This window comes from Micromonospora sp. 050-3, assembly GCF_046549335.1.
GTDB classification, from domain to species: domain Bacteria; phylum Actinomycetota; class Actinomycetes; order Mycobacteriales; family Micromonosporaceae; genus Micromonospora; species Micromonospora trifolii.
This window is the reverse complement of record NZ_JAJPVX010000002.1, coordinates 1,238,212-1,256,140: the sequence shown is the minus strand read 5'-3', so window position 1 is coordinate 1,256,140 and position 17,929 is coordinate 1,238,212. Positions and strand designations below refer to the sequence as shown.

The 17,929-nt window shown below is 70.2% G+C and carries 17 protein-coding genes; 4 read left to right on the top strand and 13 right to left on the bottom strand.

The window, feature by feature from the left end:
• Window positions 1-36 precede the first annotated feature (36 nt).
• From ACLJOK_RS20850 to ACLJOK_RS20830, 5 genes are all read right to left on the bottom strand, one after another.
• The gene (locus ACLJOK_RS20850) at window positions 37-714 is read right to left on the bottom strand and encodes a M15 family metallopeptidase (RefSeq protein ID WP_410820375.1); all 678 of its coding nucleotides are present in this window, start codon (window positions 712-714) and stop codon (window positions 37-39) included.
• Window positions 711-1,841 carry a D-alanine--D-alanine ligase family protein gene (locus ACLJOK_RS20845; RefSeq protein ID WP_410820374.1) on the bottom strand — a complete coding sequence of 377 codons (1,131 nt, stop codon included), beginning with the start codon at window positions 1,839-1,841 and terminating at the stop codon, window positions 711-713. Before ACLJOK_RS20845 ends, ACLJOK_RS20850 begins: the two co-directional genes overlap by 4 nt.
• On the bottom strand, window positions 1,838-2,848 hold the full coding sequence (locus ACLJOK_RS20840) for a threonine/serine dehydratase (RefSeq protein ID WP_410820373.1): 1,011 nt from the start codon (window positions 2,846-2,848) through the stop codon (window positions 1,838-1,840). Before ACLJOK_RS20840 ends, ACLJOK_RS20845 begins: the two co-directional genes overlap by 4 nt.
• 73 nt (window positions 2,849-2,921) lie before the next feature.
• Window positions 2,922-3,986 (bottom strand): sensor histidine kinase, encoded by a 1,065-nt coding sequence (locus tag ACLJOK_RS20835; protein WP_410820372.1) that lies wholly within the window; start codon window positions 3,984-3,986, stop codon window positions 2,922-2,924.
• Window positions 3,983-4,648 carry a response regulator transcription factor gene (locus tag ACLJOK_RS20830; RefSeq protein WP_410820371.1) on the bottom strand — a complete coding sequence of 222 codons (666 nt, stop codon included), beginning with the start codon at window positions 4,646-4,648 and terminating at the stop codon, window positions 3,983-3,985. Before ACLJOK_RS20830 ends, ACLJOK_RS20835 begins: the two co-directional genes overlap by 4 nt.
• A gap of 239 nt (window positions 4,649-4,887) precedes the next feature.
• On the opposite strand from ACLJOK_RS20830, the gene ACLJOK_RS20825 reads away from it, so the two are divergent.
• The 3 genes from ACLJOK_RS20825 to ACLJOK_RS20815 are packed head-to-tail and all read left to right on the top strand — an operon-like array spanning window position 4,888 to window position 8,063.
• On the top strand, window positions 4,888-6,165 hold the full coding sequence (locus ACLJOK_RS20825) for a GAF domain-containing protein (protein ID WP_410820370.1): 1,278 nt from the start codon (window positions 4,888-4,890) through the stop codon (window positions 6,163-6,165).
• Window positions 6,166-6,213: 48 nt separating this feature from the next.
• Window positions 6,214-7,719 carry an aldehyde dehydrogenase gene (gene adh / locus ACLJOK_RS20820; RefSeq protein WP_410820369.1) on the top strand — a complete coding sequence of 502 codons (1,506 nt, stop codon included), beginning with the start codon at window positions 6,214-6,216 and terminating at the stop codon, window positions 7,717-7,719.
• The gene (locus ACLJOK_RS20815; protein ID WP_410820368.1) at window positions 7,719-8,063 is read left to right on the top strand and encodes a DUF779 domain-containing protein; all 345 of its coding nucleotides are present in this window, start codon (window positions 7,719-7,721) and stop codon (window positions 8,061-8,063) included. The genes adh and ACLJOK_RS20815 overlap by 1 nt, the downstream gene beginning before the upstream one ends.
• A 152-nt stretch (window positions 8,064-8,215) precedes the next feature.
• Here the strand turns inward: ACLJOK_RS20815 and ACLJOK_RS20810 are convergent, their stop codons facing one another.
• From ACLJOK_RS20810 to ACLJOK_RS20775, 8 genes are all read right to left on the bottom strand, one after another.
• Window positions 8,216-9,061: a DUF559 domain-containing protein gene (locus tag ACLJOK_RS20810; RefSeq protein WP_410820367.1), complete on the bottom strand. Its 846-nt coding sequence runs from the start codon at window positions 9,059-9,061 to the stop codon at window positions 8,216-8,218.
• A gap of 276 nt (window positions 9,062-9,337) precedes the next feature.
• Window positions 9,338-10,129, bottom strand: a complete 792-nt coding sequence (locus ACLJOK_RS20805; RefSeq protein WP_410821552.1) for a G5 domain-containing protein — start codon at window positions 10,127-10,129, stop codon at window positions 9,338-9,340.
• A gap of 271 nt (window positions 10,130-10,400) precedes the next feature.
• Entirely contained in the window at window positions 10,401-11,582 is a 1,182-nt protein-coding gene (locus tag ACLJOK_RS20800; RefSeq protein ID WP_410820366.1) for a saccharopine dehydrogenase C-terminal domain-containing protein, read from the bottom strand.
• A complete protein-coding gene (locus ACLJOK_RS20795) occupies window positions 11,582-13,042 on the bottom strand; it encodes an NAD(P)/FAD-dependent oxidoreductase (RefSeq protein ID WP_410820365.1) in 1,461 nt (486 codons plus the stop codon). Before ACLJOK_RS20795 ends, ACLJOK_RS20800 begins: the two co-directional genes overlap by 1 nt.
• The gene (locus tag ACLJOK_RS20790) at window positions 13,039-13,875 is read right to left on the bottom strand and encodes an ABC transporter permease (protein ID WP_410820364.1); all 837 of its coding nucleotides are present in this window, start codon (window positions 13,873-13,875) and stop codon (window positions 13,039-13,041) included. The genes ACLJOK_RS20795 and ACLJOK_RS20790 overlap by 4 nt, the downstream gene beginning before the upstream one ends.
• Complete coding sequence (locus ACLJOK_RS20785) at window positions 13,875-14,783, bottom strand: ABC transporter permease (RefSeq protein ID WP_410820363.1); 909 nt, start codon at window positions 14,781-14,783, stop codon at window positions 13,875-13,877. Before ACLJOK_RS20785 ends, ACLJOK_RS20790 begins: the two co-directional genes overlap by 1 nt.
• Complete coding sequence (locus tag ACLJOK_RS20780) at window positions 14,780-15,937, bottom strand: ABC transporter ATP-binding protein (protein WP_410820362.1); 1,158 nt, start codon at window positions 15,935-15,937, stop codon at window positions 14,780-14,782. The genes ACLJOK_RS20785 and ACLJOK_RS20780 overlap by 4 nt, the downstream gene beginning before the upstream one ends.
• Window positions 15,937-17,121: an extracellular solute-binding protein gene (locus tag ACLJOK_RS20775; RefSeq protein ID WP_410820361.1), complete on the bottom strand. Its 1,185-nt coding sequence runs from the start codon at window positions 17,119-17,121 to the stop codon at window positions 15,937-15,939. The genes ACLJOK_RS20780 and ACLJOK_RS20775 overlap by 1 nt, the downstream gene beginning before the upstream one ends.
• A gap of 214 nt (window positions 17,122-17,335) precedes the next feature.
• Between ACLJOK_RS20775 and ACLJOK_RS20770 the strand changes: the two genes are divergently transcribed.
• Entirely contained in the window at window positions 17,336-17,848 is a 513-nt protein-coding gene (locus tag ACLJOK_RS20770; protein ID WP_238659941.1) for an Lrp/AsnC family transcriptional regulator, read from the top strand.
• Window positions 17,849-17,929 lie beyond the last annotated feature (81 nt).

Genomic DNA, 17,929 nt, shown 5'->3' with positions numbered 1-17,929 from the left:
TGGTGTCCTTCACTCACCGGTACGGACCGGAGCGTCCTACCGTTCAGCCGGCACGGGTATCGATCGTGCGGCGGCCAGGTCCACCGGCCCGTACCGGGTGTGCGGGGCCCCGGTGATCAGCGCCCAGTAACGGTCGCCGTACGACCAGTGCCACCACTCGGTCGGGTAGTTCACCATCCCCGCACCACCGAGAGCGTCCACCAGGACCTGTCGGTGCCGACGGGCGGTGCCGCCGATCGTCTTCGCGTCGGTGAAGCAGGCGTCGGCGCTGTCCTCCGGGGTGGCGTCGATGGCCGTGCCCAGGTCCAGCTCCACCCCGTCGTCCGTGCACAGCGTCAGGTCGACCGCGCCGCCCGTGCTGTGCGGGGCCACCTCGACCGGTGAGACGAACTTCGTGGTCTCCCGGTGCAGCCGCTGCGGCGACCAGTCCGGATGCCGTCGGCGCAGCTCGTCCCGGTAGCCGGTGAAGATGGCAAGTTGCGCCTGGTACGGCCGGTAGCCCTCGACCAGCAGCAGCCGCAGCCCACCAGGCAGGGCACGCTGCGCGGCCAGCAGGCGGTCCACGACACCGACGCGCAACCGGGCGTACGCCCCGGCCGGGTCGGCCGCCCGGCCGTCGAGCCGCAACTCCGGCAGCTCACGCAGGTCCACGAACTCTTCGCCGTCGTCGGCGCTGGGCACTGCCGCCACCCGCGGATCGGAGAGCAGGATCATCGGATGCTCCCCGCCGTGCTCGCGGACCGTTCCGCGTGCCGGACCCCTGCCAACTCGACGAGTCGGTCCACCACCTCCCGGTAGCTGACCCCGACGGCGGCCCACACCTTCGGGTACATCGAGTGCGCGGTGAAGCCGGGCATCGTGTTCAGCTCGTTGACGTACAGCTCACCGGCCGTCTCGTCGTAGAAGAAGTCGACCCGGGCCAGACCCCAACCGCCGATCGCTGCGAACGCGCGCAGCGACAGCTCGCGGACCCGCGCGGTCACCTCGTCCGGCAGCACGGCCGGGACGATCATCGGGTCGGCGTCGCCGAAGTACTTCTGCTGGTAGTCGAACCAGCCGCCGGTGACCTGCACCTCGCCCACCGCCGACGCCTCGGGACGCCAGCCACCGAGCACCGCGCACTCCAACTCCCGGCCGGCGACACCCTGCTCGACCATGACGAGTTGGTCGTGGCGAAGCGCCTCCTCCACGGCGGCGGCCAGGTCGTCACCCTCGCCGACGCGGGAGATGCCGATCGACGAGCCCATGCTGGCCGGCTTGACGAAGAGTGGCCGGCTCAGCCCGGTCACCAGCTTCTCCGGGTCGTCGACCGCCCGGTAGGTGTGCGCGTCGAACGACACGTACGGGGTGACGGGGAGGCCCTCGGCACGCAGCGCCCGCTTCATCGCCACCTTGTTCATGCCGACCGCCGAGGCGAGGATGCCGCACCCGACGTACGGCACGTTCAGTGACTCCAGCAGCCCCTGCACCACACCGTCCTCGCCGTACGGGCCGTGCAGCACCGGGAAGACCACGTCCAGCTCGGCGTGCACAGCGCCGGGGGCGTTACCGGCGGACACCTGCACGACGCCCGGACGCGGACCGGCCCGCAGCTCGACGGCCGGCCCGGTCACCATCAACTGGTCGTCGATGGCCCGCTCGCCGGCCGGTCGGTCGCGCAACTCGGCCAGCAACGCGTCCGGCATCAGCCGGAAGCCGCCGCTGCGGGTGACACCGATGGCGACAGTGCGGTAGCCGCCGCCGGCAAGCGCCCGGGCCACCCCGAGCGCTGAGGCACAGGACACCTCGTGCTCCGCCGACGGCCCACCGAACAGGATTCCGATCCGAACTGGCGCGCTCACGCCGCCGCCCCTTCCTCAGCCAGGTCGGCGGATCGCGGGGCCATCAACCGGGCCACCAGCGCCGCCTCCACGTTTCCGCCGGTCAGCACCACGCCGACCGTTCGCTGTCGGTCTCTCGCCGGTGGAAGTCGGAGGGCGCCGGCCAGGCCGGCCGCCCCGGACGGCTCGGCGAGCACCTTGAGCTCCGTCAGGATCAGCCGGAACGCCGCAGCGATCTCGTCGTCGTCGACCCGGACGACCCCACGCAGCGTGTCCCGCACGATGGCGAACGGCAGCTCACCCACGCAGGACGGCCGCAGCCCGTCCGCGATGGTGGGCGCCGGCGTGACCGGTACACGTACACCTGCCGCCAGGCTGCGGGCGAGCGAGTCACAGCCCACCGGCTCCACGCCGTACACCTGGATGCCGGAGCCGGCGGCGGCCAGGCACGCTCCGGCCACCCCGCCACCGCCACCCACCGGCACGACCAGCACGTCCAACGGCGTCCCCGCGCGCTCGGCGTCCTCGATCAGCTCCAGGCTCGCGGTGCCCTGCCCGGCGATCACGTCCGGGTGGTCGTACGCGTCGACGACGGGGTGACCGCTCTCGTCGCTGAGCCCGTCGGCCGCCGCCACCCGCTCCTCGACGCCCGTGCCGGCGAACACCACCCGCGCCCCCGCCGCGCGCGCCCGGTCGACCTTCGTCGGTGCCGCGTCGACAGGCAGCACCACTGTCGCCGCTAGCCCGTGCTGCCGGGCCGCCAACGCCACCGCCACCGCGTGGTTGCCGGTGCTCTGCGCGATCACCCCGGTGTGGCCGGCCGCGGCGAGGCGACCGACCGCGCGCAGCGCGCCGCGCATCTTGTACGAGCCGCCGTCCTGGAGGTTCTCCGCCTTGAGCAGGACCCGCGCCCCGGCGAGCTCGTCGATCACCGGGGAGCGCAGCACGGGTGTGCGGACCACGCGGCCGGTGAGCCAGCGGCTGGCCTCCTCGACATCGGCCCGGACCTGGCCAACGGTGCGTGTCATCGTCTCTCCTTCTCGGGCACACCACAGGCGGGGTCCAGCGGTACGTGGACCCCGGGAAAGGTGGGTGGAAGTGTCAGTTCACTGTGGGTAGCTGGACGTCGACCCGCAGGCCGCCGTACTCGGCGGGCCGGGCCGCGATGATGCCGTCGTGGGCCTGGGTGATCGAGCGGGCGATGGCCAGGCCCAGGCCGGCCCCACCGCCCTGCGAGGTCCGGTCCCGGGCGAGCCGGCGGAACGGCTCGAACAGACCGGCCACCGCCTCGGCCGGCACGGGCTGGCCGGTGTTGACCACGGACAGCGCGGGCACGCCGCTCACCACGACGGTCAGCGAACCGCCCGGCCGGTTGTACTTGATCCCGTTCTCCACCAGGTTGGTGACCAGGCGTTCCAGCAGCACCCGCTCGCCGACGACAACCCGGGGTTCGAGGTGGGTCTCCACTGTGACCCCGGCCTCCCGGGCCCGGTCCAGGTAACCGGCCAACACCGCCTCGACGATCGTGTCCAACCGCTGCGGGATCCGCGAACGGAGGCCCTGGTCGCTCTCGCTGAGCGCGAGCAGGCCCTCGATCAGGCGTTCGTTGCGCTCGTTGGTCTCCAGCAGCTGACTGGTCAGCAACTCCAACTGCTCGGCGGTGAGTGCCCTGGCCATGCCGACCTCGATGAGCGTCCGCTGCACCGCGAGGGGCGTCCGCAGCTCGTGCGAGGCGTTCGCGGCGAACCGCCGCTGCCCCTCGTACCCGGCGGAGACGCGTTCCATCATCTCGTCGATCGCCCGGGACAGCCGGGCCAACTCGTCGCTGCCCCGGGGCCGGATCCGGTGACCGAGGTTCTGCGGGCCAAGGTGCCGGATCGGCCCGGCCAGGTCGGCGACCGGGCGCAGGCACCACACCGCGGCGAACCAGAGCCCCACCAGGACGGCCACTGTCACGAGCAGCACGGCCACCAGGGGCAGCATGAACGCCCCCGGCCGCACGTTGCGGCACACCGCCGACAACCCGGGCATGGGCAGGTCACAGAACTGCTGCCCCCAGGTCCACGTCACCCCCGACAGCCACCTGCCCACCGTCGGCAGTATCGGGCCGGCCAGCAGCGCCAGCAGCCCCACCAGCAGCACCCGACGTCGGGGCGTCCAGCTCACGCCGTGCCGCCGATGCGGTAGCCGGCCTTCGGAACGGTGTGGATGATCGCGGGATCGCCGAGCTTCTTGCGCAGGGTCATCACTGTGACCCGTACGGCGTTGGTGAACGGGTCGGCGAACTCGTCCCAGGCCTGCTCCAGCAAATCCTCGGCGCTGACCACCTGGCCGTCCGCGCGCAGCAGCACGTGCAGCACCGCGAACTCCTTGGGGCTCAACGCGAGGGGGCGGCCGTCCCGGGTGGCCAGGTGCCGGCCCACGTCCAGCGCCAGGCCGTCCTGGGCGAGCACCGGTGGCAGCGCCGGGGCGGACCGTCGCCCGAGGGCCTGCACCCGGGCCACCAACTCGGCGAAGGCGAACGGCTTGGTCAGGTAGTCGTCCGCGCCGAGGCCGAGACCCTCGACCCGGTCCCGGATGCCGGCCGCGGCGGTGAGCAGCAGCACCCGGGTGCCGACCTGCGCGTCGGTGATGCTGCGGCACACCTCGTCGCCGGTGTGTCCGGGCATGTCCCGGTCCAGCACCGCGACGTCGTACCGGTTCACGCCGACCCGCTCCAGCGCACCGTCACCGTCGTAGCAGACGTCGACGGCCATCGAGAGGCGGCGCAGCCCATCGGCCACCGTGTCCGCCAACAACCGCTCGTCGTCCGCCACCAGCACCCGCACGTTTGTCCGCTCCCCCAGTTCGGCTTGCCCGGCATACCGTCGCAGGCCCGGGTTAAGGGTTCTGTAAGCACCCGCCGCAGCCATCCTCCACGCGGCTGTCCAGCGGGCAAACCACCGCAAGCCAGTCCCGGTCGACTTCGTGCCTGTGTCGCGCCATCTGCGTCGTCCGTCCCCGAAGACCACGACGGTTGGCGCGCGGGGGTGAGCTGCGTCACGATGGGGGCCGAGGAGGTCGCCCGATGGCTGACCCGTGGCTCGCCCTGGAGTTCGGCGTCGATCCGGCGGAGCGGATCGCGCAGATCGGTGCCGCCCACGAAGCCTTCCTGACCGCCGGCGCCGAGCAGCACCGGGTGCGGGAGGTGGTCCGCCGCTCCTGGGAACGCTCGGCACGGCTCGACCCGGAGGCCACCCCGCCGGTCGAGCTTGCCGACGACGTCCTGGCCGCGTACCGGGCGGTCCACCCGTTGGCCCGGGTAATGCCGCTATTCCGGGACCTGCTCGGCGGCATCGCCCAGGACGGCGCGCACCTGATGGCGGTCTGCGACGCGCACGGTCGGCTGCTCTGGGTCGAGGGGCACCCTGGTGTGCTGCGGCACGCCGAGCGGATGAACTTCATGCCCGGCGCCCGTTGGGACGAGACGCACGCCGGCACCAACGCCCCCGGCACCGCCCTGGCCGTGGACCACAGCGTGCAGATCTTCGCCACCGAGCACTTCAGTCGCCCGGTCCAGCGGTGGACCTGCGCAGCCGCACCGATCCACGACCCCGCCACCGGGCGGCTGCTCGGCGCGATCGACATCACCGGCGGGGACCACCTGGCGACTCCGCAGAGCCTGGCGCTGGTCCGGGCCACCGCCCGGGCCGCCGAGTCGCAGCTCGCCGTCGACCGACCGCCGGAACCCGGCGTCGCCACAGTGACCGCGCTCGGCCGGGACGAGGCGGAGCTGCGGTTCGAGGGCCGACGCATCCGACTGGGTCGACGGCACAGCGAACTGCTGGTGCTGCTGCTCCAACACCCCGAGGGGCGCACCGGCGAGCAGCTCGGCCTCGACCTGTACGGCGACGACCGGCTGCGCCCGGTCACCCTGCGCGCCGAGCTGTCCCGGTTACGCCGGGTCCTCGGCCCAGAGTTGCTCGACTCCCGCCCGTACCGGCTACGCGGGACCATCCGCGCCGACTTCACCACCGTCGCCGACCGGCTGGACCAGGGCGATCCGGCGGGCGCGCTCGACGCGTACCCCGGGCCGTTGCTGCCCGGCTCGGACGCGCCGGGAGTGGCGCGACTGCGCCGGCTGATCGACGGCCACCTCCGCGCGGCAGTGCTGGCTGCCGCGGACCCGGCGCTGCTCGCGGCCTGGACGGCGACGCCGGCCGGCGCCGACGACCTGGCCGCCTGGCAGGCCATGGCGCGGGCGCTGCCGGTGGGCGCGCCGCGTCGGCCCCTCGCCCTCGCGCGCATAGACCAGCTTGCCGGGGAGTACGACCTCCAGCGCGCAACGTCGCTGCAACGTCGCTGAAACTACCGTCGCCGTCGGCACACCCGCACAACGACGGCGGAGGTAACCATGACGCGCTACGACGCGCCCACCCACTGGCAGTCCCGTTATGACCACTTCATCGGCGGCGAGTACGTCAAGCCGCACGGCGGCGCCTACTTCGAGAACCCGACACCGGTCACCGGCCAGACCTTCACTGAGGTCGCCCGGGGCACAGCACCCGACGTGGAGAAGGCCCTCGACGCCGCGCACGGCGCCGCCGACGCCTGGGGCCGCACCTCGGTGGCCGAACGGGCACTGATCCTCAACCGGATCGCCGACCGGATGCAGGACAACCTGGAATCCCTGGCCGTGGCCGAAAGCTGGGAGAACGGCAAGCCGGTCCGGGAGACCCTCGCCGCCGACATCCCGCTCGCCATCGACCACTTCCGCTACTTCGCCGGGGCGATCCGGGCCCAGGAGGGCTCGCTCGGCGAACTCGACGACGACACAGTGGCGTACCACTTCCACGAGCCGCTCGGCGTGGTCGGGCAGATCATCCCGTGGAACTTCCCGATCCTGATGGCGACGTGGAAGCTCGCCCCCGCGCTGGCCGCCGGCAACGCCGTGGTGCTCAAACCGGCCGAGCAGACACCGGCGTCCATCCACTACTGGCTGTCGCTGGTGGCGGACCTGCTGCCGCCCGGAGTGCTGAACATCGTCAACGGCTTCGGTGTGGAGGCCGGTAAACCGCTGGCGTCCTCGGCCCGGGTCGCGAAGGTGGCCTTCACCGGCGAGACGACCACCGGGCGGCTGATCATGCAGTACGCCAGTGAGAACATCAGGCCGGTCACGCTGGAGTTGGGCGGCAAGAGCCCGAACATCTTCTTCGACGACGTCAGCGCTGACTCCGACGACTTCCTGGACAAGGCCCTGGAAGGCTTCACCATGTTCGCGCTCAACCAGGGCGAGGTCTGCACCTGCCCGTCCCGGGCGCTGATCCAGCAGGGCCACTACAGCGACTTCCTCGCCGCGGCGGTCTCCCGCACCGAGCAGATCGTGCAGGGGCACCCCCTGGACACCGACACGATGATCGGGGCACAGGCATCCAACGACCAGTTGGAGAAAATCCTGTCCTATCTCGACATCGGCCGGAAAGAGGGCGCCCGGGTGCTCACCGGCGGTTCACGCGCGGATCTGGGCGGGGAGCTGGCGGGCGGGTACTACGTCGAGCCGACCATCTTCGAGGGCGACAACTCGATGCGGATCTTCCAGGAGGAGATCTTCGGGCCGGTCGTCTCGGTGACCTCCTTCGCCGACCTCCACGACGCGGTGAAGATCGCCAACGACACCCTGTACGGGCTGGGCGCAGGTGTGTGGAGCCGGGACATGAACACCGCGTACCGGGCCGGGCGGGCCATCCAGGCCGGGCGAGTGTGGACAAACTGCTACCACGCGTACCCGGCGCACGCCGCGTTCGGCGGGTACAAGCAGTCCGGCATCGGCCGGGAGAACCACAAGATGATGCTGGAGCACTACCAGCAGACCAAGAATCTGCTGGTCAGCTACTCGACCAAGAAGCTCGGCTTCTTCTGATGTCGGTCGTCTCCGTCACCCCCGCCGCGGCCGACTTGATCCGGTCGCTGCGGGGGCGGCACGGTCCGCTGATGTTCCACCAGTCCGGTGGCTGCTGCGACGGCAGCGCCCCGATGTGCTTCCCGGCGGGCGAGTTCCGCACCGGCGCGTCCGACGTGCTGCTCGCCTCCCTCGCTGTGGACGGGGTGGCCGAGCCGGTCGAGTTCTGGATGTCGAAGTCCCAGTGGGAGCTGTGGAAACACACCACGTTGACCGTCGACGTGGTCCCCGGCAGAGGCAGCGGCTTCTCCCTGGAGGCCCCCGAAGGCGTCCGCTTCCTAATCCGCTCCCACCTAGCCCCCTAACCCCGCCCCGCCCCGCCCCGCCCCGCCCCGGCGATCTCGCACTTTGTGTTGCCGTGATGCCTCTTATGAGTTACTTGTCGGGGCAGAAAGTGCAAGATCGGCAGGGCGAGAGCGAGGACGGGAGGGGGCGGGGCGGGGTGGGTGGGCGTTGGTTAGGAGAGGGCGGCGCGGATGGTGCCTCTGATGTGTTGGGGGCGGCGGTAGAGGTCACGATCGGTGAAATAGCGCATGCGCCAACCCGCTGCGTCCAGCCAGTTGACCCGCTCCCGATCGTGCCTGAGCCGGTTACGGTCCAGGTGCGACAGCCCGTCGTACTCGATGCCGATCCGGCGTTCCCGGTAGCCCAGATCTATCCGGTAGAGAGGGATGCCATGGCGGTCGGCCACCCATAGTTGTGGCTCTGGCGGAGGCAATCCTCCATCGATCAGGATCAGTCGGAGCTGGCTCTCCTGTCGGCACTCAGCCCTGCCGTCGGCCAGCGATATGAGTTGCCGGGCTTGGCGAACACCACGCAGCGCATCATGGGCTGCGACCTCGCTGAGCAGGTCATCCTGGGTGACCAAGCCCGACCGGAGCGCAGCGTCGAGTACCGGGAGTGCGTCGAGCCGCCGAACGGCGCGAGCCAGGTCGACCGCACACCGAGCCGCCGGCACACAGGGCAGACCGTCGACGAGGACCGGCCGCGCGGGTAAAACCGTCCGGTGGACGACCACCCCGGGTAAACGGGGCTTCGGCACCTCGGCGGGCAAATGCACGTGGATCAGATCGTCACGGAGCACGCCGAAGCCGTGTCGGCGGGCGGCACTCTGCCTCGCCAACATTGCCCCATCGGGCAGCCGGAGCATCAGTGCACGCAGTTCGTCGTCGTCGCTGGCAGGTTGGTCGGCGTAGACCCCTCTGCGCACGCGGTGCAGTTCCTCGCGGTCGAGCCGACTACGGATCCGCCCAACGGTGAGTTGCCGCATCAGTGCGTCAGTACGCCACAACTGAGTAGCCATGGGAGCAGGCTGACCAACCCAGGACCCCAGAGAGGTCCCGCGACGACCACCTGTGGATAACCGTCCCCCTTGTGGACAACCCCCCAACCCACCCCCTGCCGTGCTAAAGCCTCACACCTCGGACCCCCGCCCCCGCCCCCGCCCCCGCCCCCGCCCCCGCCCCCGCGATCTTGCACTTCCTGTCGTCGATATGCCCGATACGACACGAAAGATGAGCACAGAAAGTGCAAGATCGGCGGGGGCGGAGGGCGGTCCGGGGGTCCAGGGGGCGGGGGGTTAGTCGCAGGCTATGCCGTCGCCGTCTCGGTCTAGGTCGTAGATGTCGTCGCCGATCACCCTGATCGGCCCGCTGACGTAGGCGGGGCCGTTGCCACTGCCACCAGCGCAGTCGACGTCGCTGGCGATCGGGACGCAGCCGCTGTAGTTCGGGTCGCACTTCGACGACTGCGGCTTCTTGGTGCCGACGGCGACGACCTGGGTCACCGGCTGCTTCGTCACGGCGGATTTGACCAGCTTCTTGGCCGTCCGCACGCCGTCGGTGGTGGTCACCTCGTAGGTCAGGGTCCGTACGCCGTTCACGCCCTTGGTCCGGACGACCCGCTTGCCCTCGGCCAGTGACGAGTCCTTGACGGTCCGCTCGCCGTACCGGACCGTGGCCTGCTCCCTCACGGTCGTCACCTGCACCACCGGCACGGCTGCCGCCGACGAGGGCGCCGTGGCGGGCTCAGACGAGGGCGCCGTGGCGGGCTCCGACGAGGGCACGTTGGAGGGCGCGGCGAGCGGCGACTCCTCCTGGGCCGGGGCTTCCTCGGTCGGCTCGCCGGGCGCGGCCAGGATCGGCTGCTGCGGCTGCTCGGCGGCGGTGCCGGTCTTCGTCGGCTCCGGCTCGCCGGTCAACGCGCCGACAATGGCGGTGCCGGCGCAGCAGAGCAGCAGGATCGACAGCGTCACCGAGCCGAGGATCACGGCGACCCGGCTGGCGGGAGTTGCCCGGCGGAACCAGTTCGGTCGCGGCGTCTGGCCGAACGACGGCGGGTACGGCGGCCCCGGGTGCTGTGGTGGTTGCATCGTCACGGCGATGAGTGTCGTCGCAAACACAGTCTGCAATATCCCCCGTCGCGTCCGTCACCTGAGCCTTTCGCTTGGCGGGAAAGATCGGTGGGCGCGCTCACGAGCGACGAGTCGACAAGCGCGGCAACCCGGCAGGTCATCAGGGCAGGGCCGATCGTGCGCGTGTCGGCACCAACAAAAGCCGCGAATCAGCACGCACCGCATCGGCAGGCGATCGGGTTTCCAAGGGGGACGACAAAATTGTCGCGATGCCGTCAGCGGGGCGGACTTACCGCTCCTCCATCGCCCATGGCGACCCGTAACCGGTCAGCAGGTCGAGGAAGGGCATCGGGGGCAGTGCTTCCGGCCCGAGCACCCCGACGCCGGCCCACGCGCCGCTGGCGAGCAACTCCAACGCGACGACAGGGTTGACGGCGGTCTGCCAGACCACCGCCTGGTGCCCGTACTCCCGCATCGACCACCCGTTGTCGACCACGTGGTACAGGTAGACCTCGCGGGGTTGCCCGTCCGGGCCGAGGCCGCGTACCCAGGTGCCGGCGCAGGTCTTGCCGCGCATCCGGGCACCGAGCGTGGCCGGGTCGGGCAGACTCGCGGCCACCACGTCTCGCGGGGAGACGTCGACGCCGCGTACCCGCACCGGGAAGACCGCGTCCAGGCCGAGCTTGTGCAGCGTCTTGAGCACCTCGATGAACTCGTCCCCGAGGCCGTACTTGAAGGTGACCCGCCGGGCCTTGACCCAGCGCGGGATGAGCAGCACCTCCTCGTGTTCGACGTTGACGCACTCGACCGGCCCGATCCCCTCCGGGAAGTGGAAGACCTCCGGTTCGGAGAACGGTTCGGTGGTGAACCAGCCCCGGTCCCGCTCCCAGATGACCGGCGGGTTGAGGCACTCCTCGATGGTGGTCCAAATGGAGAACGAGGGTGCGAAGTCGTACCCGTCGACTGTGAGGTTCGCCCCGTCCCGGACACCGATCTCGTCGATCTCACTGAACAGTTCGTCGGCGGCGTACCGGGCGAACACGTCGGAGAGGCCGGGCTCGACCCCGATGCCGCACAGCGCCAGCCGACCGGCCGCCGACCAGGTGTCGGCCAGCGCGAACTGTTCGTCGCCGAGCTTCACTCCGGTCTCGACGTGCGACAGCGACATCGCCATGTCCAGGTAGTCCGCGCCGGCCGCGAACGCGCCGTTGAAGATCGGCATGACGAACCGCGGGTCGACGGCGTTGAGCACGTGCGTGATCCGGTGCTCCCGGCACAGCGCGGTGACGGCGTCGGCCGAGGAGGCGTCCACCTGGGCGGCGACGAAACGGTCACCGTGCCCGGCGACCGCACGCTCGGCCCGAACGGGGTCGTGGTCGGCGACCACAATGGTCTCGAAGAAGGTCCGTCGGGCGGCGATGGCTACGGCGGCGGAGCCGACGCCACCGGCGCCGACGAGGAGGACACGCATCAGGAATCAAACCCCAAACCGAAACGATCGAGAGTACGGAGCCAGAGGTCGCGCCGGCCCTCGCGCGCGTCGGCGCGGGCCAGTGACCAGCGGGTGAGATTGATGCCGACCGCGCGGACGGGTTCCGGCGGAAACGGCAGTGGCTTACGGCGAACCAGGTCGAGCCGGGTCAGCGGGGTGTTTCCGCCGTCGAGCAGGTCGAGCAGCACCCGGGCGCCGAAGCGGGTGGCCCCGACGCCGAGGCCGGTGTAGCCGGCCGCGTAGGCCAAACGACCGCCGTACGCGGTGCCGAAGAACGCGCAGAACCGGGTGCAGGTGTCGATGACACCACCCCAGCGGTGGCTGAACCGCACGTCGGCGAGCTGCGGGAACGTGGTGAAGAAGTGGCGGGCGAGGGTGGTGAAGGTGGCCGGTCGTTGCTCCAGCTCGGGCGCGACCCGGTTGCCGTAGTGATAGACGGCGTCGTAGCCGCCGAAGAGGATCCGCCCGTCGGCGGTGATCCGGTAGTAGTGGAACTGGTTGGTGGTGTCGGCGAGCCCCTGCCGGTTGCGCCAACCGATGGCGTCGCGCTGGGCCGGGGTGAGCGGTTCGGTCATCAGCACGTGGTCGTAGACCGGCACCAGGTACGCCCGCAGCCGGCGTAGCAGCGGCGGGAACGCGTTGGTGGCCAGCACGACCCGGCGCGCCCGTATCGAGCCGGGCAGGCCGGCCGCCCGGGTGTCGGCAGGGTCGGCCGGATGGGCGGCGGGATCGGTGCCCAGGGTGCTGGCGTGCAGCGCGGCGTTGTCGGCGCGCAGACCGGTGACCCGGGTGTGCTCGTGCACGCGTACGCCGAGGTCGAGGCAGGCGCGGCGCAGCCCCCAGGCCAGCTTCGCCGGGTCCACCATGGCCACCCGGTCAGCGTCGAACATCCCACCCAGGTACGTCGGCGAGTGCACCTCGGCGCGTACCTCGTCCCGGTCGAGCAGCCGCACCCGGTGGCCGTACCGGCGAGCCAGGTCGGCGTCGGCGGCCAGCCCGTCGAGTTGGTACGGCTCGACGGCGACGGCCAGCTCACCGGTGCGCTCGAAGTCGCAGTCGATGTCGAACGTCGCGACGGTGGCGGCGATGGCGTCCAGGTTGTCCCGGCCGAGGCGTTCCAACTCGCCGACCTCATCGGGGAAGCGGTCGACGCCGTTGGCGAGGCCGTGGGTCAGCGAGGCGGCGCAGAACCCGCCGTTGCGCCCGGACGCGGCCCAACCGCAGGTCCCGGCGTCGACGAGCAGCACGTCCCGGTCCGGGTCCGCCTGCTTCGCCAACAGCGCGGTCCACAGTCCGCCGTAACCGCCGCCGATCACCAGCAGGTCGGCGGAGTGCCGACCGCTCAGTGGCGGTAGCGGGTCGGGGCGGTCCGGGCGATCGAGCCAGTACGGCACGGGTGCCGCGTCGGCCAGCGCCCGGCCGGTATGCGGGAGCGTCATGACGACCGACGCGGGTGACCCGACGGCCCGGCCAGCAGGTTGGCGCGGCGGGCCCGTCGACCGCGCAGCGAGCTGAGCCCCACGAGCAGCAGCGCGACCGCGAACATCGCGGTGCCGATCACGTTGACCTGCGGGGGGATGCCACGCTGGGCGGCGCCCCAGACGTACATCGGGAACGTGACTGTGGTGCCGGCGTTGAAGTTCGTGATGATGAAGTCGTCGAAGCTCAGCGAGAAGGCCAGCAACGCTGCGGCCACGATGCCGGGCAGCACCAGCGGCAGGGTGATCCGCCGGAAGGTCTGCCACTCGTTGGCGTAGAGGTCCATGGCGGCCTCCTCCAGCCGCCGGTCCATCCCGGCGAGCCGCGCCTTCACTGTCACCACCACGAACGACACGCAGAACATCACGTGCGCGATCACGATGGTCCAGAACCCCTGCGGGACGCCCGCCGACACGAACAGGGCCAGCAAGGACGTGCCCATCACCAGCTCCGGGGTCGCCATCGGCAGGAAGATCAGCACGTTGATCCCGGATCGGCCGCGGAAGCGGTGCCGGACCAGCGCGAACGCCATCAGGGTGCCGAGCACCGTGGCGACAACTGTGGCGATGAAGCCGATCTGCACGCTGCGGACCACAGCGTCGCACATGTCCGAGGTGGCACACGGCTGCCGCCAGTTGTCCAGCGTGAACTCGTTGAAGTCGTACGACAGCCGGCTCGACGGCCTGTTGAACGACAGCGCGGCCACCACCAGGATCGGCAGCGCCAGGTAGCCGAGCACCAGCAACGCCACGATCATCACCCAGCGGTCCGCCAACCAGCGCGAGAGTCGCATTAGAGGACCTCCTCCGTGCCGGCTCGACGGAGGTAGCCGAAGACCACCGCGAGGATCGCCGCCATCAGTAGGAACGACAGCGCGGCGCCCTGCGGATAGTCCAGTCGGACCAGGAACGCCGAGTCGATGACGTTGCCGATCATGTATTCGTTCGGGGTGCCGAGCAGTTCGGCGTTGATGTAGTCGCCGCTGGCCGGGATGAAGAACAGCAGCGTGCCGGCAACCAGACCGGGCATGGACAGCGGCAGCGTCACCCGACGGAACGCCTGCACCGGGCTCGCGTACAGGTCGGTGGCCGCCTCCAGCAACCGGGGGTCCAGCCGCTCCAGGCTCGCGTACAGCGGCAGCACCAGGAACGGCAGGAAGTTGTACGTCAGGCCGAGCACCACAGCGAACGGGGTGGCCAACAGCCGACCGTCCGGGGCGAGCAGGTGCACGTCGCGCAGCAGACCGACGAGCGCGCCGTTGTCCGACAGGATCGTCTTCCAGGCCAGCGTGCGGACCAGGAAGCTGGTGAACATCGGCGCGACGACGCAGACCAGCAGCAGGTTCTTCCAGCGGCCGGCCTTCTGCGCGATGGCGTACGCCAGTGGGTAGCCCAGCAGCAACGCCAGCACCAGGGCCAGCCCGGCGTAGCCGAACGAGCGCAGGAACTGCGGCCAGTACGCCTGCAACACGTCCGGGTAGTTGCTGACCGCCCAGGTCATCGCGTACCCGGTGGAGAGCGAGCCGCTGGGGTCGTACAGGCTGGCCGCCGCCAACTGCACCAGCGGCACACCGAAGAAGATGAGCAGCCAGGCCGCACCGGGCAACAACAGGAGGTACGGCAGGAGTCGGCGCCGCCCGGACCGGGCTGCCGGTGGCGCGGGCGGCGGGTGCCCCGCTCCGGTGGGGGCCAGCAGGGTCACGACGACGCACCCACCGGCTCGTCGAGCACCGGCGACGTCCGATCGGTGTCGGCGGCGTCGCGGGGCAGCAGGAACGCGTGCTGCGGATCCCAGTACGCCACGGCCTCGCTGCCGACCACCACCCGCGCCGACGTCCCGCTGTTGGCGGCGAAGACGGACAACTCGGTGCCCCAGCCGGTGCGCAGCAGGTACTGCGTGCTGACTCCCACGTAGGAGGCGTCGGTGACCACTCCGGTGACGTGCTGATGCCCGGCGGGCACCTGGTCGGCGGAGCCGACCAGAATCAGCTTCTCCGGGCGTACCCCCAGGTGGACAGGGCCGTGGTCGGCCCGTGAGCGGCCGGCGGGCACCGAGAGGCGCGTGCCGTGCGCCGTCACCGCGACGTCGCCGCCACTGGCGCCGGTGGCCTCGCCGGCGAGCAGGTTGGACTGGCCGAGGAAGTTCGCCACGAAGGCGGTGGCGGGAAACTCGTAGATGTCGGCCGGGGCACCCAACTGCTCGATCCGGCCGGCGTTCATCACCGCGACGGTGTCGGCCATGGTCATGGCCTCCTCCTGGTCGTGGGTGACGTGCACGAAGGTGATGCCGACCTCGGTCTGGATGCGCTTCAGCTCGATCTGCATCTGTCGGCGCAGCTTGAGGTCGAGTGCGCCCAGCGGCTCGTCGAGCAGCAGCACCTGCGGTCGGTTGATCAGGGCGCGAGCCAGCGCGACACGCTGCTGCTGACCTCCGGAGAGCTGGGCGGGGCGGCGGTTGCCGTACCCGTCGAGTTGCACGAGCGACAACATCCGGGTGACCTCGTCGTCCACCGAGCGGATGCCGCGTCGGCGCAGCCCGAAGGCGACGTTCTCGAAGATGGTGAGGTGCGGAAAGAGCGCGTAGCTCTGGAAGACGGTGTTGACCGGTCGCTTGTAGGGCCGCAGCCGGGCGATGTCCCGGTCACCGAGCAGCACCTGGCCGCTGGTCGGCTCCTCCAGGCCGGCGATCATCCGCAACGTGGTGGTCTTGCCGCAGCCGGACGCCCCGAGCAGCGCGAAGAACGAGCCCTGCTCGATGGTCAGGCTCAGGTCGTCGACAGCGGTGAAGACGCCGAACCGTTTGGTGAGGTTGGCCAGGCGCAGGTCGCCGGCGGGTGTCTCGCGCGCCATCCTCATCACGCCCCGATGACCTGTTGGAACTTGCCCTCGTACTCCTTCTCCTGCTTCTCGTCCAGGGCCATGAACACCTTGGACTTCGCCAGCAGCGCCTCGTCCGGGAAGATCAGCGGGTTGGCGGCCAACTCGGGGTCGATCTTCTCCATCTCGGCCTGAGCGCCTTTGACCGGGCAGATGTAGTTGACGTACGCGGCGAGCTTCGCCGCTACCGCCGGCTCGTAGTAGTAGTTGATCAGCGCTTCGGCGTTACCCTTGTGGGTGGCCTTGTTGGGGACCATCATGTTGTCGCTGTAGAGCATCACGCCGGAGTCCGGCGCGACGAACCGCACCTTCTCGTCCTCGGTGGAGAGCTGGATGACGTCGCCGGACCAGCCGATGCACGCGGCGATGTCGCCCTTGGCCAGGTCGGGCGCGTAGTCGTTGCCGGTGAACTTGCGGATCTGCCCGGAGTCGACTGCCTTCTTGAGCTTGTTGAGGGCGTCGTCGAACTGGGCGGCGGTGAAGTTCGCCGGGTCGTGTCCGTTGGACCCGAGCAGCAGGCCCATGGTGTCGCGCATCTCGCTGAGCGCCGTCACCTTGCCCTTGAGGTCGGGGCGGGTGAGCAGTTCGTCGACAGTCCGCAGTTCCTTTGTGACGTTGCCGTTGTACGCCAGGCCGGCGAGGCCGGACTGCCACGGAATGGAGATCCGGTTCTCGGCGTCGAAGGGGCGGTTGAGCAGAGACGGAAGCAGGTTGGCCTGCACGTTCGGGATCTTCGCCGGGTCCAGCTTCTGGATCCAGCCGAGCCGGATCATCCGGGCCGCCATCCAGTCGGTCAGCACGATGAGGTCCCGGTCGGTGCTCTGGCAGGCGGCGAGCTGGTTCTGCACCTTGCCGAAGAATTCGTTGTTGTCGTTGATGTCCTCGGTGTAGGTCACCTGAATGCCGGTCTTCGTGATGAACTCGTCGAGGCTCGGTCGCTTGGACTCGTCTTTGTCGTCCACGTCCATGTACTGCGGCCAGTTGGCGAAGGCCAGTTTCTTCTCGGTGCCGGAGAGGTCCTCGCTGACACAGCCAGCTTCGGTCTGCTGCGCGCCCTTGGTGCCGCAGCCCGCGAGGCTGCCGCCCATGGTGAGCAGGGCGGCCGAACCGAGAGTGCCGGTGAGCAGTCCACGCCGGGAGAGGGGCCGGAGGGGAGTACGCATGACGACTCCTAGGGGGTCATCGTCGGCGGGCGGGACGGGGAGGCACGCCGGCGGGAATGTCGGGAGGGTCAAGTGCCATGGACGACTGATCCTGACATGAGGTGACCTCCCTTACAAGGGATTCCGTTGCGGGAATAGCGATGCACGACGAAATACGCCAGACTACGCGGGGATACACGCGCGACATCACGATTCGGGACATGGGGAGCGGGCAATGACAAACCGGCAGCACGAGAACAGCAACGGCGGTCGCCGCGTCGCTGTCCGTGAAGGCGCCAATCACGCTCTGCTGGATGACGTGGCCAAGCAGATCATCGAGCAGCTCCAGGAGGACGGCCGCCGCCCCTACGCGACGATCGGCAAGGCGGTGGGGCTGTCCGAGGCGGCGGTCCGCCAGCGGGTGCAGCGACTGCTCGACTCCGGCGTGATGCAGATCGTGGCGGTGACCGATCCGCTCCAGCTCGGCTTCAACCGGCAGGCGATGATCGGCCTGCGTACCGACGGCGACCTGGAGGCGGTCGCGGACCGGCTGGCCGAGCTGGACGAGGTCGACTACGTGGTGATCACCGCCGGGTCGTTCGACCTGCTCACCGAGGTGGTCTGCCGCAACGACGACCACCTGCTGGAGATCCTGCAACGGCTGCGCGCGGTGCCCGGGGTGCTCTCCACCGAGGCGTTCGTCTATCTCAAGCTGCGCAAGCAGACCTACACCTGGGGTACGGCCTGAGCCTTTCTTGATCCACTCGGCTTTCCGGAAGTCGGGGTGTCCGGGCCGCCCTGATGCCCCGGTGTCCGTGATCCCGAGTGG

What these genes read in the sequence shown, in the direction of transcription:
- ACLJOK_RS20810 (WP_410820367.1), bottom strand. Translation starts at nt 9,061, where the DNA reads ATGGCTACTCAGTTGTGGCGTACTGACGCACTGATGCGGCAACTCACC.
- ACLJOK_RS20840 (WP_410820373.1), bottom strand. Translation starts at nt 2,848, where the DNA reads ATGACACGCACCGTTGGCCAGGTCCGGGCCGATGTCGAGGAGGCCAGC.
- ACLJOK_RS20805 (WP_410821552.1), bottom strand. Translation starts at nt 10,129, where the DNA reads ATGCAACCACCACAGCACCCGGGGCCGCCGTACCCGCCGTCGTTCGGC.
- ACLJOK_RS20815 (WP_410820368.1), top strand. Translation starts at nt 7,719, where the DNA reads ATGTCGGTCGTCTCCGTCACCCCCGCCGCGGCCGACTTGATCCGGTCG.
- ACLJOK_RS20825 (WP_410820370.1), top strand. Translation starts at nt 4,888, where the DNA reads ATGGCTGACCCGTGGCTCGCCCTGGAGTTCGGCGTCGATCCGGCGGAG.
- ACLJOK_RS20780 (WP_410820362.1), bottom strand. Translation starts at nt 15,937, where the DNA reads ATGAGGATGGCGCGCGAGACACCCGCCGGCGACCTGCGCCTGGCCAAC.
- ACLJOK_RS20770 (WP_238659941.1), top strand. Translation starts at nt 17,336, where the DNA reads ATGACAAACCGGCAGCACGAGAACAGCAACGGCGGTCGCCGCGTCGCT.
- adh (WP_410820369.1), top strand. Translation starts at nt 6,214, where the DNA reads ATGACGCGCTACGACGCGCCCACCCACTGGCAGTCCCGTTATGACCAC.
- ACLJOK_RS20775 (WP_410820361.1), bottom strand. Translation starts at nt 17,121, where the DNA reads ATGCGTACTCCCCTCCGGCCCCTCTCCCGGCGTGGACTGCTCACCGGC.
- ACLJOK_RS20795 (WP_410820365.1), bottom strand. Translation starts at nt 13,042, where the DNA reads ATGACGCTCCCGCATACCGGCCGGGCGCTGGCCGACGCGGCACCCGTG.
- ACLJOK_RS20850 (WP_410820375.1), bottom strand. Translation starts at nt 714, where the DNA reads ATGATCCTGCTCTCCGATCCGCGGGTGGCGGCAGTGCCCAGCGCCGAC.
- ACLJOK_RS20790 (WP_410820364.1), bottom strand. Translation starts at nt 13,875, where the DNA reads ATGCGACTCTCGCGCTGGTTGGCGGACCGCTGGGTGATGATCGTGGCG.
- ACLJOK_RS20800 (WP_410820366.1), bottom strand. Translation starts at nt 11,582, where the DNA reads ATGCGTGTCCTCCTCGTCGGCGCCGGTGGCGTCGGCTCCGCCGCCGTA.